A 23,712-nucleotide genomic window follows, 5' to 3' on the forward strand; every position below is an offset into this window, starting at 1 on the left:
TTCAAAATTACGATTCCTGCGGAGGTTCTTGTTGTGATTGGAGATATTCTTCTGCGTTTTTAACTAAAACGTCGCGCGGCTTGGAGCCTTCTCCGGGTCCAATTATACCCGCTGATTCGAGTTCATCAATTAATCTTGCCGCTCTTGCATAACCCACTCGAAGTCTTCTTTGCAGCAGAGACGCGGATGCGCGGTCGTACTGGCAAACGGTTCTGACTGCTTCTTCGAATAGTTCATCCTGTTCGCCTGTGTCTCTGGCACCACCCCTTTGGCCGATTGGCATTTGGGTAACTTCTTCAGTGTACTCTGGAGCAAAGCCGGAACTCTTTAGGAAATCGATTAAATTTCTTATTTCGCTGTCTGAAACGTAAACGCCTTGAATTCTCTGCGGCTTGGAAGCGTCTGGAGGAACGTACAACATGTCACCTTTGCCTAAAAGTTTTTCGGCTCCTGGCTGGTCGATAACAACGCGCGAGTCGATCATCGAAGAAACGTTGAATGCGATTCTTGCTGGAATGTTTGCTTTGATAAGCCCTGTTATGACGTCGACGGAAGGTCTTTGGGTGGCGACGACAAGATGAATTCCTGTTGCTCTTGCCATCGCGGCCAATCTGACGATCGCGTCTTCGACCTCGACAGGGGCAAATTCCATCAGGTTGTGAAGCTCATCTATTATGATCACTATATAAGGAAGGGCTTGAAAGCCTGACAGTTCGTTGTACCCTGCGATATTTCTTACTTGAGCTTCGCGGAATAACTTGTAGCGTCTGTCCATTTCTTGCATGGCCCATTTAAGGGCAGAGAGAATTTTGTCCGGTTCGACAATTACTGGGGTCAGAAGGTGCGGGATATCGTTGTATTCCGAAAGCTCGACTCGTTTAGGATCAACAAGAATTAATTTTACTTCCTGCGGGCTTGCACGAAATAGAATCGTTGCAATCAGAGCGTTCATAAGAACAGATTTACCGGATCCAGTTGTTCCTGCAATTAAAAGATGGGGCATTTTAGCAATGTCTGCAACTTGTGGGTTGCCGGAAACATCCAGACCCAAACCTATTGCAGTTTTGGATCTGTTGCTTCTCATCTCGTCGGAAGACAGAACAGCTTTTAGGGAAACAACTTCGGGTGAAATGTTTGGTATTTCGATACCGACTAATGATTTTCCGGGAATTGGTGCTTCTATTCGTACGTTTCCGGTTGACGTTGCAAGCGCGAGCGCGAGGTCGTTTTGTAAAGTTAAAATTTTGGAAAGCTTCGTTCCCATCGGGATTTTCATTGCGTATTGAGTAATGGTCGGGCCCAAATTAACTTCGGTTACTTCTGCGGAAATCCCAAAACTTTCGAGGGTTTTTTCGATAGTTTGGGCATTTTGTTTAAGATTGCCGCGGTTGGCAGAAGATTCTTTTGGTGTTGAAAGCAGGGAAAGAGGAGGATATTGCCAGATTCTCGTTTCTCCGGGAGAATTAACGACGATACTTTCCGTTAAGCCCATTTGGACGTCGTCTCTTTTTGGAACGCCTCTTGGTCTATAAGAGTCGTCAGGGCCTCGTGTCACAAAACCACCTTTTGATCTAAAGACGGTCGATTTTATTGCCTTTAGGACATTTCGGATTTTGCTAAAAATCGCAACGATCGTTGCGATTGCCTTATCGACGCTGGTGTTAAAAGTAATAATAAGTGAAATTAAAGTTGCAAATAAAAGAACAAAAAACGCGCCTGGCGCAGTGATAAGTGATTTAAAAACTACCCAGATAGAAGTTCCGGCGACACCGGCTGATTCTTCGGAAGCGATGGCAACTAATCCAAGAAGGGAAAGAAAAACTCCGCTTAAACCTAAAAGTACGTTTAGTTTCGCGAAGCGGCCACCAATTGCAAGGAGCGGAAGACTGAATACGGTAAGAAGGACAGGAATTAGAACGATACCAACACCAAATATTCTGTAAAGTGAATTTTTGACATCGAGTAGAGTTCCTGCGCTTGTAAAAAAAGAGATAAAGATTAAGACAGAAGAAGCAAGAAGCGAAAATCCAATTATGTTTGTGATCGTTTTCTTTTCTAGAGCCAAGGGCGGCTGTTTGGATCTTCTTCTGTATCTTCTTGGCATTATCTTCTATTATACTTAAATTTTGATGGCTTGTCTACTATAGGATACACTTCGTGTATCCTGTGGTGCTCGTTCTGCAATGCAGAACTGCGCGCGTAAGGTCTTTAGTAGGTCGGCAAGTACTCTTTAACATTTTCTTGGGTCAGTTGAACTGAGGTGGTTTTCCCTTCCAGTTTCGACTTTGCGACTTTTCTGCAGATACCATTTATTGTTCGATCTAGTGTTCTCATACCAGCATCGTAACCAAGGGGTCTTACGATATGCGACCAAACTCCTTCATCAAAAACAATTTCGGTATTTTTAAGACCGGACGCTTGGATTGCTCTTGGAAGTAAGTAGTTTTTGCCGATTATTATTTTTTGTTCATCTGTGTACGACGGCATTTCGACTACTTCAAGTCTATCCAAAACTGCAGTTGCAATACCGGCTGTGTTATTTGCAGTTGTTATAAAAAATACTTGTGAAAGATCGACTGGGTGGTCGATGTAGTGGTCGAGAAAATTACTGTTTTGCTCTGGGTCGAGAAGTTCTACTAAAACTCCCATAATATCTGCTTTTGCTTCGTCGGTTACCCTGTCGATTTCGTCAAGCAGAATGACAGGATTTTTAGAGTTTACTCTTCTTAAAACTTTAACTATTTGTCCGGGTTCGGCATCTGGATGCGAGCGTGCTCTTCCTCGTAGTTGAAGTGCGTCGCCCATACCACCCATCGGGATTCTGCCTATTTGTCTTCCTAAGGCACTGGCAATTGAATATGCCATGGTTGTTTTACCCGTACCAACTAAACCGAGAAGAAGTAGGGCCGGAGCCTTTGTTGATGTTGCGCCTTCTTTTGACTTGAGATTTTCAATCGAAATGAATTCCAAGAGGCGCTCTTTTATATTCTCTAGGCCGTAATGGTTTTGATCCAAAACACGTTTTGCATTTTCTAAAGAAAGATTATCTGGAGTGGCGTTCGTCCAAGGAAGAGAGACTATCCAGTCTAAATATCTTGCCGCAGAATCGTATTCCTGGGAATAACTTTCTGCGCTTGCAAGCCTTGTTAGCCTGTCTATAAGCGCTCGCGCTTTTATTTTGAGATCTTGGGGGACGTTACTTTTTGAAAGTTTGTCCTCAAGAAGTTTAATATCGTCGTACTGGGCAGGCATAGTTACATTATCTTAGTAATCGAGGATAGATTCCAGTCACTAGAGAGTTTCCAAAGATCCGGATAGTCTATTTTGGGAAATTATTATCCTTGCTTCTTTAATTTTTGAAATAAATGGTTTTATTTTAGACGCGCTACTTGTCACGAGCTCGATGCTGTCACTGTTTGAATCTTTGCTATTTGAAATAAGAATCGCGGTCGAAATAGGTTCAAATTCACCCTCCAGGAAACCCTTTGAACTTTCTCCCTCTTTGTACATTTTTGTTATCTCTTTTGCTGTGTCTAGGGACGATGTTAAAAAGGTAAGGTCTTCTGCTTCAAAAAGCACCAGGGTAGCTTCTTTGTTGTCACCAGGTAACTTGAGGAGGTGATAGTTTACTTCATTGTCTGATTCTGTCTTGTACAACTCTTGTTGTTCTGTTTCTGAGACTATACCTGCGAGGGTCGAAAAGTCTATCGATGTTTGTGATTTTTGGGCAATTACAAAATTTCTGTTTTCGCCGAAGGCTATGAAAAACTGACCACTTTCGCTTTTAAAATTGGCATTCAGCCAATCTTCAAGATTTTGTTGGAGTTTAAAATTTTTAGAAACGATACCGTTAAAATTTTCCGCAAAAATTGCGATGTTTGTGTTTTGTGGAATTTTTACATTTTTAGGAGGGATGAAGTGCTTACCTTTGAATTGTTGGTTTTCTGTTGAAAAGCTAAGACGGTTATTTAGGAAACTTAAGTTAATTGTAAGAGGTGAAGTGAAAGCAAGTTTGGTAGAGGTTGCGCTGTCGAGTTCAAACTGGATACCGTCTGTTGTGTTTGCTGGGAGGTTAAGCTTTTCTAGAAGTTTTTGAGCTTCGTCCTTGTCTTGATTTTTGATATCAAAGGCAAGAGAAAATTTATTTTTTTCAGAATTTAAGTAAGCCTTACTTGTTGTTTTGGGTTTAACAAGAAATAATGATAGGATGACAATACCTGTTACAAGAAGGATGCCCAAAACTAATTTTGGGTATTTTTTCATTTTTTAAAATCTTTTGGGTCGTCTGTCTCTGCTTGGGCCTCGTCTGTCGCCTCCTGGCCTTGGACCCCTGCTGTCTCTACTCGGACCGCGGTCTGGGTCTCCTTCCAAATTCATCGAAAGGTTAACACGTCCCATATCGTCTATTTCGGCAACTCTTACTTTAACAATATCCCCAACTTTGACTACGTCTTCTACTTTTTCTACTCTGTGAGGGGCAAGTTTTGAAATGTGAACCAGTCCTTCTTTGCCCGGCAGCATTTCGACCATTGCGCCAAAAGGAAGAATTCGCTTAACTGGCCCTTCAAAAATTTCGCCCGGTTGAGGTTCTTTGACAATACCTTCCACCCATTCGGCTGCTTTTTGTGCGGCTTCCGCGTCTATTGAGCTTATTGAGACTGTTCCGTCGTCTTCGATATCAACCGATGCGCCGGTCGTGTCGATTATTTTGTTTATTATTCTGCCACCCGAGCCGATAACTTCCCCGATTTTGGAAGGATCGATTTTGACCAAAATAACGGTCGGAGCATACTGCGAAACCTTTTCTCTTGATTTTGGAATTGCGGCGTTCATGATTTCCAATATTGCGCCTCTGGCTGTTTTTGCTTTTTGGAGCGCTTCGGCAAGAACATCTGGGTGAACGCCGTCGAGTTTAATGTCCATCTGGATTGCGGTGACGCCGTTTTTGGTACCGGCTACTTTAAAGTCCATGTCGCCTTGAGAATCTTCTTGGTAGGCGATGTCGGTAAGAAGAACGTACTTTGATTTATCGGCTTTGTCCGTTATTAGGCCGATTGAAATACCCGTGACCGATTCTTTAATAGGAACGCCTGCGTCCATAAGGCCGAGAGTTGACCCACTGGCTGCTGCCATCGAGGTCGACCCTGCTGAGGAAAGGACCTCGGAAACTATTCTTATGGTGTAAGGGAATTCGTCCGGGGATGGTAAAGTTGGAACCAAAGCTTTTTCCGCAAGTGCTCCGTGGCCAATTTCTCTTCTGCCCGGGCCCATTAGTCTTCTGACTTCTCCGACAGAAAATGGCGGAAAATTGTAGTGGTGCATATATCTTTTTCTCTCTTCTTTGTTCATGCCGTCTATAAGTTGTTCGAGAGACGGCGAACCCAGTGTGACTATTGAAAGGACTTGGGTTTCTCCTCTTTGAAAAAGACCGGATCCATGAGTTCTGGGAAGAACTCCAACTTTGGCTGTAATTTTTCGCAGTTCGTCTGGTTTTCTACCGTCAATACGGATTTTCTTTGTAAGAACCTGGTTCCTGAGAAAATCGGCAACGGCCCCGTCAAGGATGTTGGCAAGTACCTTTTGAGACAAACCTTCAATCGGCGCGTCTTCTTTTAAGAATTCTTCTTTAAGCTTATCGAGGGCTTCGCCGAACCAGCGCTCGTCTTGGGCGACACCAGGTTTTTCTAAGTCTTTGATAATGTTTTTTTCGATCGCGTCCCTGACTTGCTTCAGCAAGGTTTCTTCAAGCGTTTTGGCTTCGTATTCCTGCTTGGGTTTCCCTACTTCTTTTACTAAGTCTTCGATCAATTTAATTACTTCGCGGCCTGCTTCGACGCCGTATTTTATGGCACCGGCCATTTTGTCTTCAGCAACTTGGTTTCCGCCGGCTTCGATCATGACCACTTCATCGTTTCTCGAGACAAGCACGAGATCTAGATCGGAGAACTTCTTCTCTTCTTCTGTTGGGTTTGAAAAGTAATCGTTATCTTTTTGGCCAACACGGATTGCACCTATTGGACCGTTCCAAGGAATGTCAGAGATTGAAAGTGCTGCGGAGGCCGCAATTAGAGAAAGAACGTCGGGGTCGTTTTCTTGGTCAATTGAAAGGACGGTAACTATCACCTGAACTTCTTGATTATAGTCATTGGGGAAAAGCGGTCTTATTGATCTGTCGATAAGGCGGGAAGTCAAAATTGCTTCTTCAGAAGGTCTGCCTTCGCGCTTGATGAAGCGTGAACTGTGAATCTTTCCACCCGCGTAGAGTTTTTCTTCGTAATCAACGGCCAGAGGGAAATATCCGAGATCGACGGAGGATTTTTGAGAAACAGCGGTTGCCAAAACGACGGTGTCGCCGTATTGAGCGAGAACTGAACCATTGGCGTGGCCTGCCAGCTCTCCAGTTTCGAGAACGAGTTTTTTGCCTGCTAATTCTAATTCTTTACGTACAACTTTTGCCATTTACTAAAAGGAATGAAACAAGAAGAGGGGAGTTAGAAATCGGATACTGAGAATCAATTTATTGATTCGAAGTACTCAACTTCCAACAGCCCTATTTCTTTTAATTCCAAGGTAATTATATCTTATAGTCACTTATTTTGCAAGGGTTGAGGGCTGTGTGAGTTGGGGAAGATGAATGGCCATCATAAATTTTGCAATTGCGAAATTTATGATGTTTTTAGGGTTTGTGTTAAAAACTTGTACAACCCGGTTTGTATTAGGTAGACAAGCTGACTGATCAAGGTCTTTCCTTGATTCCTAGAAGGGTGGGATCCTTACGTTTAAGGTCTCACCTTAACAAGGATGAGACCTTTTCAAAAACAAGTGCCAAGGATCAGTATTAAGGGGGAGCAAGGATATTTCCTTTTTACTTGGATAATCCCAATTTACCAATAATATCTTTATATCTGTCTGGGGCTTTGCGGGTTAAGTAATGAAGGAGTCGTCTGCGTTTGTTGATCATGGAAAGCAAGCCTCGCCTTGAGTGGTCGTCGTGGCCGTGAGATTTAAGGTGGTCACTGACGTTTTGTATACGCTGGGTTAAAAGCGCGACTTGAACCTCTGGAGAGCCTGTGTCTCCTGCATGAGTTGCAAATTTGTCTATTACTGATTTTTTTGCAGTTGCCGATGCCATATTGGATTGTAAGTATATCTTATGAGCCTGAAATGGTCAAACTTATTCTTTGTTTTCGCCGAAAGATTTTGAACCTCGGTAGATCTTTGGGGGCTTAAGCCATTCGTTGGGATCCCTCGAGCCTTGAGGCTCCCCTTCTACTTCTTCTATAGATTTATTGCTGCCTGTTGTCGGGTACTGCATCGTGTTTTGCGGCCTGGGAAACTGAGGTGGGCGCTGGAATCTGGGGTCTGGTTGTAGTCTGGGCTGCTGTGGAATTTGATGCTGTTGTCTTTGCTCTGTCCGGATTTGCCTTTCCGGAATTTGAGGTTTTGCAGCAGTTTGTGCAAGGCTGGCTTTACCCGCGCCAAATTTAATTAGCCACGAAGCCGCGTCGAATGTGAGTGGAGAAGCGAGGTTGGGTGAGAAATTGTTGGTAGAGTCTTGAATGCCGGAGTAAAAATTAAAGGCTATATCTTCGTCTACGGGGAGGGAGAGTTCCTGGGCCATTTTTGCGGTCACTTCGCTAACGCCCGAGGAAACTGGACTGACAAAATCAACTTGAGCAAATTTTTGGCTCACTTCTTTATTGCTGACATTAATTATTGTGGCTTCTGAGTCAATTTGTTGTTCACGAGTAACTTTTTCTCTCAACTCTTGAGAGCTGTTAAAGCCTATCGCGAAGACTAAATCAGCAGGAGAACTAGTGTATTCAAGGGAAACTTGCTCTTCGGTTATGGGTTTTGATCCGGGAAGTGGGTGAACTACGATTTTGAGCCTGGTTCCCTCGAGGGAGTAAGAAACTCGCTCTACAGTGTCAACAGCATCCTCTACTACGATCACAGGCGTTTTTGTGCTTCCTTTTTTGCCTACTTTGTCGACTCCATAGAGTCGTTGAGCATCGCCTACCGAGGGGTCTTTAGCCGCAATTTGGGCTTTTTTGCCGAGTTTAGCAAGAGAAAGATAAAGTCCGAGTCCGGCCGCAAGGCCGTCAAACCCAAGATTAGGGGAAACGGCGATTAAAATATTTTGGGCTTCGGTTATGTCTTCCAGTACTTTATTTTTCAGGTTCGGATCCATGCTATTTTGTACTATGGGCCGAAAGATTCTAATGTATCACCCTCTTGAAAGTCAAGTTCGCCTGAAAATGCGATTCCACATTCCTGGCCGGCAAGAACAGAAGGGAAATCTTTTTTGAACTTTTTAATAGTTGCGATTTTTGCCGTTGCTACCTGATTTTCGTTTCGCATTAGAGCGACTTGGTCACCGACGGTGAACTTCCCTTTTGTGACTTTTGTGCCGGCGATTTTCTTACCTTCGATTACAAAACTCGCAATTATTGTTCCCCTGCCTACTACTTTAGACTGAACTTTGGCCTGTTCGAACCCTTCGGCTACGCCCTCCATATCTTCCAAAAGCTTATATATGACATCGTAGCTTTTAATTAAAACGCCGTCCCGTTCAGCTTTAGAAATTACAGAACTTGGAGTTTTAATATTAAAAGTAATTATCGGCGCGCCTGCAGTTTTAGCAAAATCAATATCTTTTTCGCTTACGTCTCCGGTCGCGGACGAAAGAACAAGGATGGTTTTGGGGAGATTTTCTAAAATTGCTTCCAAGCTTCCCCTAACGTCAGCTTTAATAATCAGTTTAAATTTGCTCTTTGCATCTTGGGCTTTGGCGATTATGTCAGCAAATGAAACTGGAGATAATTCTTCTTGAATTGCAGCTACGATTTGGTCTTTTACAATACTGCCGACTTCGAGAGTCTTTTTAAAGCCGAGTATCTCGACGGGGTCGCCGGGAAGTGCCTCTTTTAGATTTTTGCCTCCGTCATCAACAAGCGCTTTGACGGTAATTGTGTCAGAATCAACAATAATTTTTTGCCCAATTTTTAGCGTGCCGCGGTTTACAATCACAGTTACAATTGGTCCCCTTCTTTTATCCATGAATGACTCAACGACGAAGGCTTCAAGAGGCTCTGATGGCAGGAATGGCTGCGGGTTAAGATCCCAAACCAAAAGGATAAGTTCGAGAAGTTCGTTAATGCCTTGAGCTTTTGGGGCTGCGACTTCGACGACCGGAACGTCTCCACCGTAACCCTCTACTGTTACTTCTTGTGTTTGCAGTTCTTTTTTGGCTTTTTCTACATTAACGTTTGGGAGGTCGACTTTAGTAATTGCGACGATAATGGGTTTATCTGCACTTTTTATATGCTTTATAGCCTCAACTGTTTGAGGTTTAACGCCATCGTTTGCGGCAACTGTCAAAACGACAATGTCGGCAGCGAGGGCTCCACGGGAGCGCATTTTCTCGAATGCTGCGTGGCCAGGCGTATCGATAAAAGTAATGGGCTTGCCTTCAAATTCTATTTTGTAGGCGCCGATGTGCTGCGTGATTCCGCCGTGCTCGCGTGCAACGACGTTTGTTTTTCTGATTGCGTCAAGAAGGGTAGTTTTACCGTGATCGACGTGACCCATAATGGTCACGATCGGCGGTCTTGTTAATGATGTGTTGTCTTTTTGCATTTTTAATTGTTAGCGTTCCCGGCAATGCTTTCATTTAAGCAGGCTTTTGGCCGTCGTCTTCATCTGGGTCTTGTGACTCAGTGTTTCCGTTTGTCGGAATGTCAGATTTGTCAGACTTCTCTGTATTGTCCGACTCATCGGCAGTCTCGCTCTCTGATTTTGCTGATTTATCTGATCCGCTGGTTTTCTGATTCTCTGAATCTTCCGAGGTTTCTGATTCATCTGATGTTTTTGGTTCTGGCTGAGCTTTATCGTCGCCTGGAGGTGCCGGTTGAGCTGCTGGTTCTGCGGCCGCGCTTGTAGTTTCTTCTGTCCCTGCTTCTTTGGGTGCTTTTGTTTCCCTTTGGTCCATTGACTTTTCTGCCTCTTTTGGCTTTTTTGGCTCAGTTACCCCCAAAGCTTTTTTCGCTTCTTCTTGAGCTGCCTTTTCTTTTGCTTCTACCTCTCGCGGCGAACCACTTTTACCTTGAATGTCTATTTTGTAACCGGTCAACTTCGCGGCTAGTCTTACGTTTTGGCCTTCTCTTCCGATTGCCAAAGACAATTGATCGTCTGGTGCTGTAACTACTGCGGTCTTTTCTTCTTCATTTACGGTTACCTGAAGCTCTTTTGCGGGTGAAAGAGCGGCTTTAATAAATTCTGCAGGGTCCTCTTGATACGCGATGATATCTATTTTTTCGTCGCCTAACTCGTTCATAACAGCTTGGACCCTGACGCCTTTTTGGCCTACGCAAGAACCAACTGGATCGACACCCATTTGGCTTGATGCGACTGCGATTTTAGACCTAGATCCGCCTTCTCTGGCGATTGCTTTAATTTCGACGCTGGCGGAAGAAATTTCGGGAACTTCCTGCTTAAAAAGAGCAGCCAGTAGACCTGGAGCGCTTCTGGAAACAATTATTTCTTCGCCTCGTGGGCCTTCTTTTATGCCAACTACGTAGAACTTTAGCCTTTGGTTTACCAAATAGTGTTCGCTATGAGATTGTTCGGGTGGAGGCATAATCCCTTCGGCTTTGCCAAGATTTACGGTAATAATCGGGCCAGAAATTCTCTGAATTATTCCGGAAACGACTGTGTCGATTTTTGCCGAATATTCCTCCATAATGGCGTTTTTTTCTGCTTCTCTTATTCGCTGCAGGATAACTTGTTTTGCCGTTTGGGCGGCAATTCTTCCAAAACCGGCGGGGGTTACGTCTTTTTTGCCTTTTTTTAGGGCAACTTCACCCGTATTTGAGTCGAGTTCGACGTCTATTCCTTCGGGGTCACTGTAGTCTTTGCGGTAGGCTGCTAAAATCGCCTGTTTTATTGAATCGATAACCACTTCAGGTTCTACTCCGCGTTCGGAGCAAACCTGATTTAGTGCGCTTGCAAATTCTGTTCGTGCTTGAATAGCCATTTTAGTTGTTGATCGTTGATAGTTTAGTCATGAATTCAAAAAAAGGCGCTAAGTGCGCCTAAAACTCTTTCCTCAGCTTTAAAATGCTATGCGAATGATAGCAAAATGAAAAAGGAGAGTCAACAAATGACTCTCCAAGAACAATTCTTGTTTAAAAAGAATTAAATAAACTTCCCCGGACTTTAGTCCGGGGTATTTTTTTCTTCGCTAGATTCAGCTTTCATCCCTGGGCTTAAAAGCCAGGGTTTTCTCGCTCAAAATAATTACGGTTTTCGTTTACTTTTTAGGCATCATGGTAACACCAACGTATACCGCTGATACACCAACTAATATGTAAACAATTCTTACTAATGAAGGCATGGCACCTAATACTGTTTCAACTAGGTTTATGTCCAAAAGTCCAACTAAACCCCAGTTCACACCACCTACAACCGTAAGAACGAAGGCAACCATATTTACGAGTTTTGTCGAGTTCATTAAAATCACCTCCTCTATTAAAGGGATGAGGACAACTTAAGTTTATGAGAGTCGAAAAATTTAGTCAATGATGCTTTACAATATTAGGCGTGACGAAGACTAACACAGAGATGATGAAGAAGATCAGGGACGATATCCTTGATTTAAAGGAATCTCCCCTTTATGAATATAGGGTCAAAAATCATTATTTTCCGGTTTTGGGAGAAGGAAATCATAATGCTGATATTGTTTTTATCGGAGAAGCACCGGGAGAAAAAGAGGCTTTGACCGGGAGGCCGTTTTGTGGTCCGGCGGGCAGAATCCTGGATGAGTTGCTTGAGGGGATCGGCTTGGATAGACAGGACGTTTATATTTCGAATGTCGTAAAGGACAGGCCACCAAATAATCGTGATCCACTGCCTGCTGAAATTGAGCTTTATTCGCCCTTTTTGTATCGACAGCTTGAGGTGCTTAAGCCTAAAGTTATCGCGGCTTTGGGTAGGTTTTCAACCAAATATATTTTGGAAAAGTTTGGTTTGCCGGAAGCAACGCAGACAATCACTCAACTACACGGAAAAGTGATCGATGTGAAAGTTCCGTGGGGCAAAGCTAAAATTATTCCTCTTTACCACCCGGCAGTCGCGCTTTACAGCGGTGGTTCCAAAAAAGTTTTAGTCGAAGATTTTAAGGTTATTGCTAAGTTCGGGAAGAAAGGGTAAATCCACTTCTAGTAATACTGCCTCTCTTTTCTATATAATTCTAGTTTATGAGCGCTGAACGAAAAACAAGTCAAACTCTTCCTGTACTGCACGCGCTGGTGCCTGGAGAAATTTTGGTTCAATCTAGGGATGATGTTTCACATGTGGACAACTTGAAGCAAGACGCCCAAAATTACTTGGACGGTCAGCCTGGCATTTTAGATCACGCGAAAGAAAAAGGTAAAGATATTATTGCCAGGACTTCATCTCACGGGAAGGTAATATTGATTGGCGTAGGAGTAGCGGCGTTTGCAGGTACAGCAGGAGCAATTTTAATTTATAGGCATGAACACGACAAATCAGTAGAAACTTAGTAGCCTGGAATGCTAGGTGCTCCGGAACCGGAGAGGAAGAAATAGTAAACTGCTGCGTAAACAAGACCCCCGATTATTAAATAAATAACAACCCATTGCCAAAGAGGCCTTTTCCCGTAGCCTTTTTTCTCTGGGGTTGTTGTTTGTTCGTCTGCCATATCTAATTTAAGAATAGAACTAGTTTGATTCTAAGTCAAATTAAGTTTGGACTGTGAGTGGCAGTTGCCCTGAAAGTACTTTTTCCACAACTGCTCGGGGTTCAAGCCTTGCCAGCTCACGAGGGTCAGCAATGTGAAATGTATCGAGTATTTGGCGCGGTTCTTCGACGCTGAACACTTGCTCGTCAACTTGCCCTACGGGTCCCGCGCATCTTGCTATAAGTACGTCTGCCAAAAGCTGTTGTGTTTTCGGGTTTTTAACAACGGAAAATGTTGTAAGTTTAGGTTTTAATTCGGCTGGAAAATGCCTTCTTGCATTTTCTCCATCCTCGAGTTTTAGTTGCAGCTCTCTGATTTTTGGAAAATACTGGGGGTGGTTGTGAGCGGCTGCTTGCCAACTTTCTTCTGTTCCTTCCTGGTATGCATGCAGCACGTCCTGGGCTACCGCCTCTAACGGTTCGGGGTTTTCGGGAGTTTTACGAGCTTCCCTTCCTATTGCTTTTTTAAAGAGAACGCCTATCTGGCCACCTATTTCCACGGGCATCTATAAATTAAGTATACTGCGATTATTGTCGGTGTACGAGTGGTCAGTTTGAGTAGTAAGTTTTAGTCTCCCTGTAAGTACGTACGCGATAACTGTTTCGGGTTTTATATCCTTTAGTTCATTACTGTTTCTGATTCCCATTTCATTGAACATAGTTCTTGATTCGACAATTCTATCTACCCTTCGGTTAAGTCGACCTTCCGAACTTGTGGATCTTGCCCAGAGAATATCGATTAAGAGATGGGGAGCGTAAGCAAATCTGGTTCCAGGGAAATAATTCTGAACAAGATTTCTCAAGTCTTCGGGAGCGTTTTCTTGTGCAGTTTGAGCTTTCTTTAAGGCTTGTTGTAATTCCAAGATTTTTTCTGAATAAACTGGGTTATTTTTGGCTGTTTCTGTCCACCGATGGTTGTTTGTAACTTCATCTAATTCTTCGATATCTCTTAAATGAAATTCTAAACGGTAAACAGTAAAGACGCTTTTTGCCGCTTTGATTAAATCGCTTCTTTGCGGCGCTTCCGGATTGCTTGTGCTTTTGAAGCTTCTGACGAATTCTCCAATTCTTTCAAGCATTTATTGGTGTGGATAATACTCCTTGGATAATTTCCTTGTCAAACTTGGAATTGGGGGCAGGTGTGCTATACTAAATTCGAAATGACAGAAACAGGAGAAAGCTCACCAGGCGTCGCAACACCAGAACCAACAGTAGCGGAACCTGTGGTTCCTGCTCAAAACACTGAAGCCCCTAAAGAACCTTCTGGGCTGGGAGCATTTATTGCTAAAGCTCGAGCTGCTCTTCATCTAGGACCAAAGCCAGAAGCACCAGTTCCTCCAGCAAATCCACAAGCTAAATAATTTTTTGGGAACTAGTTTTGTTTTTTCTTCCCCAGTAGAAAATAATTACAAATATTAGCACCGCGGAAAAGATAATTAGAATTACAATTGCTCCGGTTACGCCAATAATTCCAACAAGTTTTAAAACTCCTGTAATTATTTGCCCAAATGCTTCCCTCACGCAAAAATTATATCACCGGGAGAATTGAGAGTGTGGTCGTCTGAAACTTAGCCAGACTATGTTGATGAGAGAGTGAGTTATTATTGCCACAATTAGTCCAAAGTTGACCATTGACCACCATGGTTCAAATCTTGAAGTATAACGAGAGAAATTGAGATTTTTAGACCACAGAATTGTGGCATTTTTCATTTTGGAAAATTATAGCATTAGACTATTGAGTGAAGTGGCAACTGTTTCATGAATGGTTGTATGATTGAGGTATAATTTATTCCTATGGCTATTGACTGGTCGACAATTTTTAAAAAATATAGGGGTAAATGGATTGCTCTTAAGGACGATGAGAAAACTGTAATTGCTGCTGGCGAAACTGCAGTTAAGGCTCTTGAATCTGCAAAGAAGAAAGGTCACCAAAATCCAATTTTGGTGGAAATGCCAAAACACCTCGTGCCATTAACGTTGCAAACATAGGGTATAATATAAGTGCAAGTAAGTCCCTATGTGTGGGGTTCCGGATGGTTCCTCATAAAAGCACATGGGGCATTGTTTATTTAAATAGACCATTTTCCTCGACTATTTTTTTCTTAATCACATCATAATAAATACCATCTAATTTTTCATACTTTCTAAAAATAGCCCAACTAACAAAATCCGTTGCCTGCAGAGATTTTTCTTCTGATGGAGATTTTATCTGAACGCTTATTTTGACTTTGTGATTATCAATGGTTTGTTTCTCGATATAATCTTTAAAATTTTCATTAAGAAATTTATTTGTTTCTCTTTTTGCTGCTATAAAAGTTACATTTTTATTGGTATCAACCAGCTTTTTGGTCATGATTCTGTCAAGTAAAATATTGGTAACATAATTGTAAAGAACATGTTTTTGTTGCCTTAGCCTCGTATAGACTTTTTCTTTGTTCAAATAAATAGTCATTATTGTGATCTCTTTTTTATTTAAGAGTTTGAGAAGACTTAATCGGGTTCTGGGTTTTTCTTTGTAAGAGTGGAGCACGCCACCGCTTAATTTTTTAACTTTTTTCCTAAGTTGTGAATGCACTTTCTTGACTACTTTTTCAAGAGGCTTTTTGTCTTCGATTGAAACAGCAGTGATGACGAAAAATTTTGAATTTTTCTTTTTCGAGTTAAATCCCAAGTCTCCTGATTCATCCAAGAATATATAAGCCATGATCAGTCTTGTGTATTAGTCTCTTCCTAACTTATGATCAATGATTTTAGGAGTTTTCTAACTCTTCCAAGAGTTCTTTTTTCCCTTCGACTGCGTTCTGCAAAATTGCAGAACTTCGCTCAGGATAGATTATCTAACTCCTCGAGTAATCTTTTTTGCTCTTTGGATAATCTAGTTGGGACTTTGAGGCGGACGATGACGTAGTGGTCGCCTTTGGCGGGGCCGCTGACGCGTTTAATTCCTTGACCTTTAAGACGGATTTGAGTTCCGGGTTGGGTGCCTGCTGGAACTCGTATTTTAACGTTGCCGTCGACTGTTTCTATTTTGGCTTCTGTTCCAAGGGCGAGTTCTGTAAACGAAAATTGTTTTTCGCTGATAACGTCTGCTGCGCGTCTTTGAAATTTAGGATGAGAACCAACTTGAACTACTAAAATAAAATCTTTGAATTGGATTTCGGAACCGTTGTCAACGCCGGGGGGGATTTTTATTTTTTGTCTTTTGCCATTTACTTCGATTTCTTTTTCCGCTCCATGAATCGCGTCCATAAAGTCGACGTTTACTAAATAGCGGGGGAGCCGTGCTTGTCGTCCAAAAGGTGATCTTTCACCGAAGATACTTTCGAAAATATCAAATGGGTCGGAAAATCCGCTGAAGTCGAATCCTGCTCCATCGCCCTGTCCCATATTGCTCCAGCTGTAGGTTTGGTAACCGCCCCGTCCTTGCCCAGCACCACCGAAACCGCCGCCCGGTTCAAAGGCGCTATGGCCATATTGGTCGTAGGCGCTTTTCTTCTGCGGGTCAGAAAGTACCTGGTACGCTTCGTTAATTTGTTTGAATTTTTCCTCGGCGCCTGAAGTTTTGTCGACGTCGGGGTGATGCTTGCGCGCTTTGGTGCGGTATGCCTTTTTTATTTCTTCTGCACTAGCGCTTTTATTGACGCCAAGGATTTCATAGTAGTCTTCTTTACTGGCCATAGCTTCATATTATACAAGTATGATTTAAGGTGGCATCCTTGAGTCATCGAAAGTCATTCGACTCTGAGGGATGAGCTTTCAAGCTCAGACTCGAAGAGGTGCCCTACCTTAAATCTTAAAAGTTCAAGGATGAGACCTTAATACAAGGATCTCACCTTTAACTTTTAGTTGCCTACTTTGTTGCCTTGGAGATCTTGTCCTTGGTAGGTTGGAGTAGTTTTATTGACTTTAAATTCCAGTCCCCCTACTTTTTGACCTTCTGTCAGTATTTCTACTTTGTAAGTACCCGTGAGAGGGAGTGGAAAATTGACAAGTTCTGTAATCAGATTGGCGCGACCGTTTGGACCAAGCGCTACTTTTAGTTCTTTGTCTGGGAAAGATTGGTCCGTTTCTTGTGGTGGGGTAAGTTTGAGTAAGATATCGTATTCTTTGCCCGCGTCGCCGACGAGAACAGCAACCAAAAACATTTTTGGCCAAGAAGTTGGAAGATCGGTTACAAAGAACTGGTCAAAAATTCCAAGGATCGAAAGTGTTTGTTCACGAGAAACCATCGCGTAATCGCAAAGAACGAAAATCTCGGTTGTTAAGCTTTGCATAAATTTCTAATTCTTAATTTCTAATCAAATCCCAATTTTAAAATTTCTAAATAATTTAGAACAATTAGGTCAATTAGAAATTAGGTTAATTCTCTACTCCTTTACGACTTCGCCTTCCTGGACGTCTCCGTCCGCTTTAGGCTGGCCGTTTTCCGGTGGAGTTTGGTCGTTGGCTTCGGTTGTTTGCCCCTCTGTGCCAGGTGCTTGTTGGCCTTGGTACATAGATTCGCCTATCTTTGATAGTACGGCTGAGAGTTCGTCTGTTTTTGCTTTGACTTCTTCGATTGACCCAGATGATTGAACTTCTTTGACGGCTTTAATTTTTTCTTCGACTTCGGTTCTGATTTCTGCTGGAACTTTGTCTCCCCCGTCTTTGAGCGCTTTTTCGGCTTGGTAAGTTAAGGAGTCTGCTTTGTTTCTTGTTTCGATTTCTTCTTTTTTGGCTTCGTCTTCTTTGGCGTGTTCTTCGGCCTCTTTGGTCATCCTTTGAATCTCTTCGTCGGTTAGACCAGTAGATCCGGTAATTTTTATTGACTGTTCTTTGCCGGTTGCTTTGTCTTTTGCTTTAACATTTAGGATTCCATTTGCATCAAGGTCGAATGTGACTTCGACTTGTGGCATACCCCTGGGTGAAGGCGGAATGCCGTCTAAAATGAAGCGGCCGAGAGATTTGTTGTCTGCTGCCATTGGCCGCTCACCCTGCAGAACGTTAATTTCGACGGATGTTTGGTTGTCGGCAGCCGTTGAGAATACTTCTGTTTTAGATGTTGGGACGGTTGTGTTTCTTGTGATAAGTGGTGTTGAAACTGCGCCTAATGTTTCGATACCCAAAGTTAGCGGGGTAACATCCAAAAGAACCATTTCTTTCATTTCGCCGGTCAAAACAGCGCCTTGGACTGCGGCTCCGATCGCGACAACTTCGTCAGGGTTCAAGCCTTTGTGTGGTTCTTTACCAAAGAATTCTTTAACTTTCTGTGACACGAGCGGCATTCTGGTCATACCACCGACAAGAATTACTTCATCGATTTTGCTGTTTTCGAGTTTGGCGTCTTTGAGAGCATCTTTTACAGGACCAAAAGTTTTTTCGACTAATTCACCGACGATCGATTCTAACTTCGCGCGTGAAAGTTTTAGCTGCAAATGTTTTGGACCGGCTGCGTCTGCTGTGAGGTAGGGGATCGAAATTTCAGTTTCAGTTGTAGACGAAAGCTCGATCTTTGCTTTTTCGGCAGCATCTCTAAGTCTTTGCAGAGCTTGTCTGTCTTCTTTAACGTCGACGCCTGATTCTTTTTTGAACTCGTCTGCCAAAAATTCGAGGATTTTTTGGTCAAAATCGTCTCCACCAAGGTGAGTATCACCATTTGTTGCCTTAACTTCGAAAACGCCTTCACCCAGCTCGAGGATTGAAATATCGAAAGTTCCGCCACCAAGATCGTAAACCGCGATTGTGTGCGCGTGGGCTTTGTCGAGACCATAAGCAAGCGCGGCTGCTGTCGGTTCGTTGATGATTCTTTCTACTTCAAGACCAGCAATTTCGCCAGCTTGTTTGGTTGCCTGTCTTTGTGAATCGTCGAAGTAGGCGGGAACAGTAATAACTGCTTTTTCGACTTTTTCACCGAGGTAGCTTTCAGCGTCCGCCTTGATCTTTTGAAGGATCATTGCCGAAATTTCTTGTGGAGTGTAATCTTTGCCTTCGACCGAAACGATAGCCATGCCATCGCGGCCTTCTTTGACTTCGTATGGGAGCCATTTAATGTCTCTTTGAACTTCGGGGTCTTTATATTTGCGACCCATTAATCTTTTAATTGAAAAAATTGTTGTTTTGGGGTTTACGACCATCTGGCGCTTAGCAACATCCCCAACGATGTGTTTTTCGGGGTCGACGACAGACGGAATTATGTTTCTGCCTTCCGCGCTGTGGATTACTTTTGGTTTCCCAGCTTCGACTACAGAAACTACTGAATTTGTTGTTCCTAAATCTATTCCTACTACTTTGCTCATGTTATTGTTCGAATGAAATAAGAGAGCTTGTTTTGTTCGCTTCGCTCTCAAAATGAGAACTTACCTTTGTCATTCCGGACTTGATCCGGAATCTATTTATATTATAGATCCTTCGCTTCGCTCAGGATGACACTTCTCGACTCGTTTCACTCGCTCGAAGAATATTCTTCGGTTGCCTCCTTTTTCTCTATTCGTTGATTATTTTCTTCTTTTTGACTTCGGCCTATCGCCACTTGCGCCGGTCTTAGGACCTTATCATTTATTTTATAACCTTTTCTTAAAACCTTCACCACTTTATCCCCTCGACTTCGCTCGGGGCCTTTGGCGTTCTCTAATTCTACAACCTCAATTGCTTCATGTTCGTTTGGGTCAAATTGTGTTCCTTCTGCTTGTATTTCTTCGACGCCTTCTTGCCTTAAAACTTCTTTAAATTGGCTAATTACCATTTCGAGGCCTTTGTCGTTCAAGTGTTTCTGAGCATTTTCCAAGTTATCGAGAACGGGTAAAAGTTTTTCGATAACCAGGGCCGATGTTAAAGTCCCGAGCAGTCGTCTTTCTTCATCGATTCTTCGCTCTAAGTTCTGATAATCGGCGAGTGCCCGCTTCAGTTGACCTTCGAGTTGTGATACTTGTGGGTCAACTAATTCTTTCTCGTCTTTTACCTTTTTGTCCGTGTTATCGTTTTTGACAGTCTTTTTGTTTTTACTCATACTTTTTTAAACTCCGGAAATTTGTGACAAAAGCTGCGAAAAGTATCTCATTGTCGGAATAACGACCGGATAGTTAAGCCTGGACGGGCCAATTATCGCGATTACTCCTCTGTGATTTGGCATTTCGTAGCGACTGACTACAAATCCGCAAGGTTCAAGATAGGGTAGACCTAATTCTTCTCCAAACAAAATTTTAATTTGATCTTCGGTTGCTAACTGTCCGAAGATTTGGGCTAGAATTTCAACTTTGTCGAGCATCGCAAGAACAGTTCTGGTTATATCGATGTCGTAAAATTCCGGCATATCCAGAATATTTGCCATTCCTGCAGCGTAAACGTCGTTTTCTTCGTTTGTTACCAAGGCCAAAGAATGCGTTTGGTTGGCAAGAACTCTTGCAGTTTGGCTCAAAATCTGGTCTAAGCGCTTATTTGGCTCTGAAAGTTCCTCTTTTATAGAAACTTCGTCTTTTAATGAAAGCGCTTTTTCTTCCATCAACTGATCGACAAAAAACTTCATTCCTGTCGATGTCGGTATTCTGCCTGCAGAAGTATGAGGCTGGCGAAGGTAACCAAGACTAGTTAATTTCACCATCTCGTTTCTGATGGTAGCCGGAGAAACTCCAAGTCGAGTTTCTTTTTCTACGGTTTCAGATCCGACAGGTTCGGCGGTTTCGATGTACTTTTCTATAACCGCTCTAAGCAAATGTTTTTGCCTATCAGTTAAGTCCATGGTAGTTGCAACTACTAACGAATATGAACGAATAAATCACTAATTCGAGCGAATATTCGTACAAATTAGGTCGGTTTTGTACACATCCGTTAAATGACGTTAGTCATTAGCAGACAGTGTACTACGACTGCTAAAAGTTGTCAAGAGATTTTTCTTCCACGGGCTCGCTTTATCTTTCTGAAGGCTTCTGCGAGCGGACCGTGTATTTCTCGTTCTATTAAATATATAGCCCGTTCGTGACCAATGGGGCTTCCAGTAGCTTCTTGAATTACTTTGTTGATGGCAGGGTCAGTTTCTTCGTGCATCCGAAGATCTTGTATCCTCTGAAAACCTTCCGGGTCGCGTTGGCGGGAGAGTATTTGTTGCCATTCGGATATTGCTCTCGGGCCATCTCTCTTGTTAACCGGCCTCGGTCTTTCGCTCATAATCGGCACAATTGTAGGTTTTTGTGGTTAGTTTAATCAAGTCGGGCAGCTAAATCTTTAAGACGGCGAGGAAGGCTTCTTGAGGGATGTCGACGTTTCCAATGGGTCGAATGGTCAAGAGGTTGGATTAGTCGTACCAAATGTTTCTTTTGAGGATATTTATTGCTTCGCTTCTAGACACAGAATGCGTTTCATCGGCGGGAATTCCTTTGACAGTTTCCTGCAAATGGCGCATTTGGTGAATTTTTAGAGCCCCCCGCTTAATAGGTAAGCTTGGATCTATTTCTTTTGCAATTAAATCCTCTACACTCCTTGCAGTAGTGCGTGCGTCCGCGCCTGATTCTTTTTCAGCCATAAGTTGCGTATTATAGGGTAAAGTAGGGTGAAATGCAACTATAGGGTAATTCAGTAGGATTTACAGCGTTATATCCCGAAGTATTCGAGTTCGTAGGTTTTGCCGTTTTCCAGCATGTGGGATTTATGAATTTTCAGTTCTCTTTTTGGTTTTAAGAAAAACTCTTGGACCATCGCAAAGTCGCTCGGGATTACTTTTTCTTTATTTTCCAGAAGCTCTTCTTTTGTGAACCAGCGAATGGCGCCCTCCCCCATTTCTTTTGATGTATCTTGTTTGGGCTGAGTTTCGCAAATCCACATTAAATAATGGCCTGTTACTTTTTTGTTTTTGTCGTAAAGGATCTCTACAACTATTCCACAAACTGCGACGAATTTTACATCGAGGTCTGTTTCTTCCTTTACTTCTCTTATAATCGCGTCTTCGATATGCTCTCCATATTCAATCTTGCCTCCGACCAGGCTCCACAGACCCTCGTAAGGAGGCTTAATTCTCCTGATTAACAAAAATTTATCGTTGAAAGTTACGGGGCTTGCGACAATGTTGACAATTGGGATCATATTTTTAAAACTGCTAGGAAGGCTTCTTGAGGGATGTCGACGTTTCCGAACCTTCTCATTCGCTTTTTACCTTTTTTCTGTTTCTCCAAAAGCTTCATCTTTCGGGTGACGTCTCCGCCATAAAGTTTTTGCGTGACGTCTTTTCTAAAAGATGCGACAGTTTCGCGGGCAACAATCGTGCCTCCGACTGCTGCTTGGATTGGAACCGCGATTTGTTGCCTGGGAATTGCATCCTTTAGTCGTTCAACTAGTTTCCTGCCGATTTCTGCCGCTTTTTCTTTGGGAACTATTTGCGAAAGACCTTCTACGCTTTCATGATTTACAAGAATGTCGAGTTTTGAAAGATTGGCAGGTCGATAATCTGTGACTTCAAAGTCCATAGAAGCGTAACCGGAAGTAGAACTTTTTAAATTGTCGTAAAAACCAATTATGATTTCGAGAAGCGGCATGTTTGCTTCTATTTTGGAAAGGTTACCGATGTTTTCGAAATTTACTATCTCTCCTCTTCTATCGTGGACTAAGTTGGAGATAATTCCATAATATTTTTCCGGGGTAAAAAGTGTAACTTTTGCGTATGGTTCTTTGACGTCTTTAGCCGCTGGGTCAAATTCCTGCGGTTTGTTGACGAGTTCGTCGCCTATCATGAAATTGACGGAGGGAGAGGTCGCGATAATGTCCAGATCGTATTCCCGCTCTAGCCTTTCTTGAGTAATTTGTGCGTGCAACAAGCCTAAAAATCCTACGCGGAATCCTTGGCCGAGGCTTGTTGATGATTCGGGTGCAAAGCTAAGTGAAGCGTCATTGAGTTTGAGTTTTTCGATGCCGTCTTTGAGTTTGGATAAATCTGCTGTATCTGTCGGGAAAAGTGAAAGAAAAACAACGGGTTTTGCCTCTTGATAACCCGGAAGCGCTTTTTGTGGCTCGCTGGCTAAAGTGACAGTATCGCCTACTTTTACGCTTTGAAGGTCTTTGGTGTTGGTGACAATGAAGCCGACTTGGCCAGCTGTAATTTCTTCTACGAACGTGGGTTTAGGAGAAAGATAACCGATTTGTAAAATAGTCGCTTTTTTGCCGGTTGCAACAAAAGCTGCTTCGTCCCCTACTTTCAAGCTTCCCCCAAATAAGCGCACCGAGGCGATTACTCCCTTATAGGGGTCGAGAGAAGAATCAAAAATAAGTGCCTGCAGTCCTTTGTTGTCATCCTGAGGCCGTAGGCCGAAGGATCTCTTTTTAGTTTGAGATTCTTCGCTTCGCTCAGAATGACGAGAGGAGGAGTTTGGTTCTGGAACTTTTTTAATTATTTCCGCAATTACTGCTTCAACATTTTCTCCGGTTTTGGCGGAAACTTTTATTATTTCTTCTTTAGTGAATCCTAGACCTATCAGCTCTTCTTCCGTCTTTTCGACTTCTGCTTGAGGAGAGTCGATTTTATTAATGACCGGAATGAGCGTTAGATTTGCGTCCAGTGCGAGATTAAAGTTGGAAAGCGTTTGCGCTTGAACACCTTGCGTTGCGTCGACAATTAGGACTGCTCCCTCGACAGAGGCTAGAGAACGCGATACTTCGTAGCCGAAATCGACGTGTCCGGGAGTGTCGATGAGGTTCAAAATGAAATTTTGAACCGGTTGTCGGTTCACGGTTGTCGGTTCACGGTTGTCTTCATTTGTTTTACCGTTAACTGTTGACTGTCTACTGTAAACAAGTCTGATAGCTTTGAGTTTGATCGTGATGCCGTGTTCTCTCTCTAGTTCTAAGCTATCCAGCAGTTGTTCCTGGTGACCAGCTTTTATCGCGCCGCAGATTTCCATAATACGGTCGGCAAGCGTCGACTTGCCATGGTCTATGTGGGCAATGATTGCGAAATTGCGGATCTCCATGAAGGTCAGTTTATCAGATAAGGAC

General features: G+C 42.9%; 28 protein-coding genes. 5 read left to right on the forward strand and 23 right to left on the reverse strand.

Annotated features, from left to right (window positions below):
* Nucleotides 1-7 precede the first annotated feature (7 nt).
* The 9 genes from NUV69_02865 to NUV69_02905 form a co-directional block, all read right to left on the reverse strand.
* A complete protein-coding gene (locus NUV69_02865; protein ID MCR4324603.1) occupies nt 8-2,104 on the reverse strand; it encodes an FtsK/SpoIIIE domain-containing protein in 2,097 nt (698 codons plus the stop codon).
* Nucleotides 2,105-2,208: 104 nt separating this feature from the next.
* Nucleotides 2,209-3,252 carry an AAA family ATPase gene (locus NUV69_02870; protein ID MCR4324604.1) on the reverse strand — a complete coding sequence of 348 codons (1,044 nt, stop codon included), beginning with the start codon at nt 3,250-3,252 and terminating at the stop codon, nt 2,209-2,211.
* 39 nt (nt 3,253-3,291) lie between these two features.
* Complete coding sequence (locus tag NUV69_02875) at nt 3,292-4,263, reverse strand: hypothetical protein (GenBank protein ID MCR4324605.1); 972 nt, start codon at nt 4,261-4,263, stop codon at nt 3,292-3,294.
* A gap of 3 nt (nt 4,264-4,266) precedes the next feature.
* Nucleotides 4,267-6,459: a polyribonucleotide nucleotidyltransferase gene (locus tag NUV69_02880; GenBank protein MCR4324606.1), complete on the reverse strand. Its 2,193-nt coding sequence runs from the start codon at nt 6,457-6,459 to the stop codon at nt 4,267-4,269.
* 406 nt (nt 6,460-6,865) lie between these two features.
* Nucleotides 6,866-7,132, reverse strand: coding sequence for a 30S ribosomal protein S15 (gene rpsO / locus NUV69_02885; GenBank protein ID MCR4324607.1), 267 nt, complete (start codon nt 7,130-7,132; stop codon nt 6,866-6,868).
* A gap of 42 nt (nt 7,133-7,174) precedes the next feature.
* Entirely contained in the window at nt 7,175-8,191 is a 1,017-nt protein-coding gene (locus NUV69_02890; GenBank protein MCR4324608.1) for a hypothetical protein, read from the reverse strand.
* A gap of 11 nt (nt 8,192-8,202) precedes the next feature.
* Nucleotides 8,203-9,639, reverse strand: coding sequence for a translation initiation factor IF-2 (gene infB / locus NUV69_02895; protein ID MCR4324609.1), 1,437 nt, complete (start codon nt 9,637-9,639; stop codon nt 8,203-8,205).
* A gap of 34 nt (nt 9,640-9,673) precedes the next feature.
* Nucleotides 9,674-11,035: a transcription termination factor NusA gene (gene nusA, locus NUV69_02900; protein MCR4324610.1), complete on the reverse strand. Its 1,362-nt coding sequence runs from the start codon at nt 11,033-11,035 to the stop codon at nt 9,674-9,676.
* A 276-nt stretch (nt 11,036-11,311) separates the two neighbouring features.
* Nucleotides 11,312-11,455 carry a DUF378 domain-containing protein gene (locus NUV69_02905; protein ID MCR4324611.1) on the reverse strand — a complete coding sequence of 48 codons (144 nt, stop codon included), beginning with the start codon at nt 11,453-11,455 and terminating at the stop codon, nt 11,312-11,314.
* Here NUV69_02905 and NUV69_02910 point away from each other — a divergent pair.
* From NUV69_02910 to NUV69_02920, 3 genes are read left to right on the forward strand one after another with little or no spacing between them, the layout of a single operon-like run.
* A complete protein-coding gene (locus tag NUV69_02910) occupies nt 11,394-11,552 on the forward strand; it encodes a hypothetical protein (GenBank protein ID MCR4324612.1) in 159 nt (52 codons plus the stop codon). The genes NUV69_02905 and NUV69_02910 overlap by 62 nt on opposite strands.
* A gap of 49 nt (nt 11,553-11,601) precedes the next feature.
* Complete coding sequence (locus NUV69_02915) at nt 11,602-12,210, forward strand: uracil-DNA glycosylase (GenBank protein ID MCR4324613.1); 609 nt, start codon at nt 11,602-11,604, stop codon at nt 12,208-12,210.
* Nucleotides 12,211-12,257: 47 nt separating this feature from the next.
* Nucleotides 12,258-12,563, forward strand: coding sequence for a hypothetical protein (locus NUV69_02920; protein MCR4324614.1), 306 nt, complete (start codon nt 12,258-12,260; stop codon nt 12,561-12,563).
* On the opposite strand, the gene NUV69_02925 is transcribed toward NUV69_02920, so the two are convergent.
* From NUV69_02925 to NUV69_02935, 3 genes are read right to left on the reverse strand one after another with little or no spacing between them, the layout of a single operon-like run.
* Nucleotides 12,560-12,721: a hypothetical protein gene (locus NUV69_02925; GenBank protein ID MCR4324615.1), complete on the reverse strand. Its 162-nt coding sequence runs from the start codon at nt 12,719-12,721 to the stop codon at nt 12,560-12,562. The genes NUV69_02920 and NUV69_02925 overlap by 4 nt on opposite strands.
* A gap of 40 nt (nt 12,722-12,761) precedes the next feature.
* The gene (locus NUV69_02930) at nt 12,762-13,265 is read right to left on the reverse strand and encodes a hypothetical protein (GenBank protein ID MCR4324616.1); all 504 of its coding nucleotides are present in this window, start codon (nt 13,263-13,265) and stop codon (nt 12,762-12,764) included.
* Entirely contained in the window at nt 13,266-13,838 is a 573-nt protein-coding gene (locus NUV69_02935; GenBank protein ID MCR4324617.1) for a hypothetical protein, read from the reverse strand.
* Nucleotides 13,839-13,919: 81 nt separating this feature from the next.
* Here NUV69_02935 and NUV69_02940 point away from each other — a divergent pair, with 81 nt between their 5' ends.
* Nucleotides 13,920-14,120 (forward strand): hypothetical protein, encoded by a 201-nt coding sequence (locus NUV69_02940; protein MCR4324618.1) that lies wholly within the window; start codon nt 13,920-13,922, stop codon nt 14,118-14,120.
* Here NUV69_02940 and NUV69_02945 read toward each other — a convergent pair.
* Nucleotides 14,113-14,280, reverse strand: a complete 168-nt coding sequence (locus tag NUV69_02945; protein ID MCR4324619.1) for a hypothetical protein — start codon at nt 14,278-14,280, stop codon at nt 14,113-14,115. The two genes, NUV69_02940 and NUV69_02945, sit on opposite strands and share 8 nt — an antisense overlap.
* Before the next feature lie 273 nt (nt 14,281-14,553).
* Between NUV69_02945 and NUV69_02950 the strand changes: the two genes are divergently transcribed.
* Nucleotides 14,554-14,748 (forward strand): DUF5678 domain-containing protein, encoded by a 195-nt coding sequence (locus tag NUV69_02950; GenBank protein MCR4324620.1) that lies wholly within the window; start codon nt 14,554-14,556, stop codon nt 14,746-14,748.
* A gap of 76 nt (nt 14,749-14,824) precedes the next feature.
* Here NUV69_02950 and NUV69_02955 read toward each other — a convergent pair whose 3' ends face one another.
* The 10 genes from NUV69_02955 to NUV69_03000 form a co-directional block, all read right to left on the reverse strand.
* On the reverse strand, nt 14,825-15,463 hold the full coding sequence (locus NUV69_02955; GenBank protein MCR4324621.1) for a DUF3800 domain-containing protein: 639 nt from the start codon (nt 15,461-15,463) through the stop codon (nt 14,825-14,827).
* Between the two features lie 119 nt (nt 15,464-15,582).
* A complete protein-coding gene (locus NUV69_02960) occupies nt 15,583-16,437 on the reverse strand; it encodes a DnaJ domain-containing protein (protein MCR4324622.1) in 855 nt (284 codons plus the stop codon).
* 164 nt (nt 16,438-16,601) lie between these two features.
* The gene (locus NUV69_02965) at nt 16,602-17,033 is read right to left on the reverse strand and encodes a hypothetical protein (protein ID MCR4324623.1); all 432 of its coding nucleotides are present in this window, start codon (nt 17,031-17,033) and stop codon (nt 16,602-16,604) included.
* Nucleotides 17,034-17,126: 93 nt separating this feature from the next.
* On the reverse strand, nt 17,127-19,034 hold the full coding sequence (dnaK, locus tag NUV69_02970; GenBank protein MCR4324624.1) for a molecular chaperone DnaK: 1,908 nt from the start codon (nt 19,032-19,034) through the stop codon (nt 17,127-17,129).
* 146 nt (nt 19,035-19,180) lie between these two features.
* Nucleotides 19,181-19,744 (reverse strand): nucleotide exchange factor GrpE, encoded by a 564-nt coding sequence (locus NUV69_02975; protein MCR4324625.1) that lies wholly within the window; start codon nt 19,742-19,744, stop codon nt 19,181-19,183.
* A gap of 6 nt (nt 19,745-19,750) precedes the next feature.
* Nucleotides 19,751-20,473, reverse strand: coding sequence for a hypothetical protein (locus NUV69_02980; protein MCR4324626.1), 723 nt, complete (start codon nt 20,471-20,473; stop codon nt 19,751-19,753).
* A gap of 140 nt (nt 20,474-20,613) precedes the next feature.
* Nucleotides 20,614-20,898: a hypothetical protein gene (locus NUV69_02985; GenBank protein MCR4324627.1), complete on the reverse strand. Its 285-nt coding sequence runs from the start codon at nt 20,896-20,898 to the stop codon at nt 20,614-20,616.
* A 127-nt stretch (nt 20,899-21,025) separates the two neighbouring features.
* A complete protein-coding gene (locus NUV69_02990; GenBank protein ID MCR4324628.1) occupies nt 21,026-21,253 on the reverse strand; it encodes a hypothetical protein in 228 nt (75 codons plus the stop codon).
* 68 nt (nt 21,254-21,321) lie between these two features.
* Nucleotides 21,322-21,810, reverse strand: coding sequence for an NUDIX domain-containing protein (locus NUV69_02995; protein ID MCR4324629.1), 489 nt, complete (start codon nt 21,808-21,810; stop codon nt 21,322-21,324).
* Nucleotides 21,807-23,687: an elongation factor 4 gene (locus tag NUV69_03000; GenBank protein ID MCR4324630.1), complete on the reverse strand. Its 1,881-nt coding sequence runs from the start codon at nt 23,685-23,687 to the stop codon at nt 21,807-21,809. The genes NUV69_02995 and NUV69_03000 overlap by 4 nt, the downstream gene beginning before the upstream one ends.
* Nucleotides 23,688-23,712 lie beyond the last annotated feature (25 nt).

The organism is Candidatus Curtissbacteria bacterium, assembly GCA_024654445.1.
In the GTDB taxonomy this organism is placed as follows: Bacteria; Patescibacteriota; Microgenomatia; order Curtissbacterales; family GWA2-41-24; genus JANLHP01.

Bases quoted from the DNA above. Each gene is read 5' to 3' on its own strand.
- NUV69_02880 (MCR4324606.1), bottom strand. From the start codon at position 6,459: ATGGCAAAAGTTGTACGTAAAGAATTAGAATTAGCAGGCAAAAAACTC.
- rpsO (MCR4324607.1), bottom strand. From the start codon at position 7,132: ATGGCATCGGCAACTGCAAAAAAATCAGTAATAGACAAATTTGCAACT.
- NUV69_02940 (MCR4324618.1), top strand. From the start codon at position 13,920: ATGACAGAAACAGGAGAAAGCTCACCAGGCGTCGCAACACCAGAACCA.
- NUV69_02950 (MCR4324620.1), top strand. From the start codon at position 14,554: ATGGCTATTGACTGGTCGACAATTTTTAAAAAATATAGGGGTAAATGG.
- NUV69_02935 (MCR4324617.1), bottom strand. From the start codon at position 13,838: ATGCTTGAAAGAATTGGAGAATTCGTCAGAAGCTTCAAAAGCACAAGC.
- NUV69_02890 (MCR4324608.1), bottom strand. From the start codon at position 8,191: ATGGATCCGAACCTGAAAAATAAAGTACTGGAAGACATAACCGAAGCC.
- NUV69_02925 (MCR4324615.1), bottom strand. From the start codon at position 12,721: ATGGCAGACGAACAAACAACAACCCCAGAGAAAAAAGGCTACGGGAAA.
- NUV69_02980 (MCR4324626.1), bottom strand. From the start codon at position 20,473: ATGGACTTAACTGATAGGCAAAAACATTTGCTTAGAGCGGTTATAGAA.
- NUV69_02910 (MCR4324612.1), top strand. From the start codon at position 11,394: ATGGCACCTAATACTGTTTCAACTAGGTTTATGTCCAAAAGTCCAACT.
- NUV69_02990 (MCR4324628.1), bottom strand. From the start codon at position 21,253: ATGGCTGAAAAAGAATCAGGCGCGGACGCACGCACTACTGCAAGGAGT.
- NUV69_02930 (MCR4324616.1), bottom strand. From the start codon at position 13,265: ATGCCCGTGGAAATAGGTGGCCAGATAGGCGTTCTCTTTAAAAAAGCA.
- NUV69_02965 (MCR4324623.1), bottom strand. From the start codon at position 17,033: ATGCAAAGCTTAACAACCGAGATTTTCGTTCTTTGCGATTACGCGATG.
- NUV69_02955 (MCR4324621.1), bottom strand. From the start codon at position 15,463: ATGGCTTATATATTCTTGGATGAATCAGGAGACTTGGGATTTAACTCG.
- infB (MCR4324609.1), bottom strand. From the start codon at position 9,639: ATGCAAAAAGACAACACATCATTAACAAGACCGCCGATCGTGACCATT.
- NUV69_02975 (MCR4324625.1), bottom strand. From the start codon at position 19,744: ATGAGTAAAAACAAAAAGACTGTCAAAAACGATAACACGGACAAAAAG.
- NUV69_02985 (MCR4324627.1), bottom strand. From the start codon at position 20,898: ATGAGCGAAAGACCGAGGCCGGTTAACAAGAGAGATGGCCCGAGAGCA.
- NUV69_02920 (MCR4324614.1), top strand. From the start codon at position 12,258: ATGAGCGCTGAACGAAAAACAAGTCAAACTCTTCCTGTACTGCACGCG.
- NUV69_03000 (MCR4324630.1), bottom strand. From the start codon at position 23,687: ATGGAGATCCGCAATTTCGCAATCATTGCCCACATAGACCATGGCAAG.
- NUV69_02960 (MCR4324622.1), bottom strand. From the start codon at position 16,437: ATGGCCAGTAAAGAAGACTACTATGAAATCCTTGGCGTCAATAAAAGC.
- nusA (MCR4324610.1), bottom strand. From the start codon at position 11,035: ATGGCTATTCAAGCACGAACAGAATTTGCAAGCGCACTAAATCAGGTT.
- NUV69_02870 (MCR4324604.1), bottom strand. From the start codon at position 3,252: ATGCCTGCCCAGTACGACGATATTAAACTTCTTGAGGACAAACTTTCA.
- dnaK (MCR4324624.1), bottom strand. From the start codon at position 19,034: ATGAGCAAAGTAGTAGGAATAGATTTAGGAACAACAAATTCAGTAGTT.
- NUV69_02995 (MCR4324629.1), bottom strand. From the start codon at position 21,810: ATGATCCCAATTGTCAACATTGTCGCAAGCCCCGTAACTTTCAACGAT.
- NUV69_02875 (MCR4324605.1), bottom strand. From the start codon at position 4,263: ATGAAAAAATACCCAAAATTAGTTTTGGGCATCCTTCTTGTAACAGGT.
- NUV69_02865 (MCR4324603.1), bottom strand. From the start codon at position 2,104: ATGCCAAGAAGATACAGAAGAAGATCCAAACAGCCGCCCTTGGCTCTA.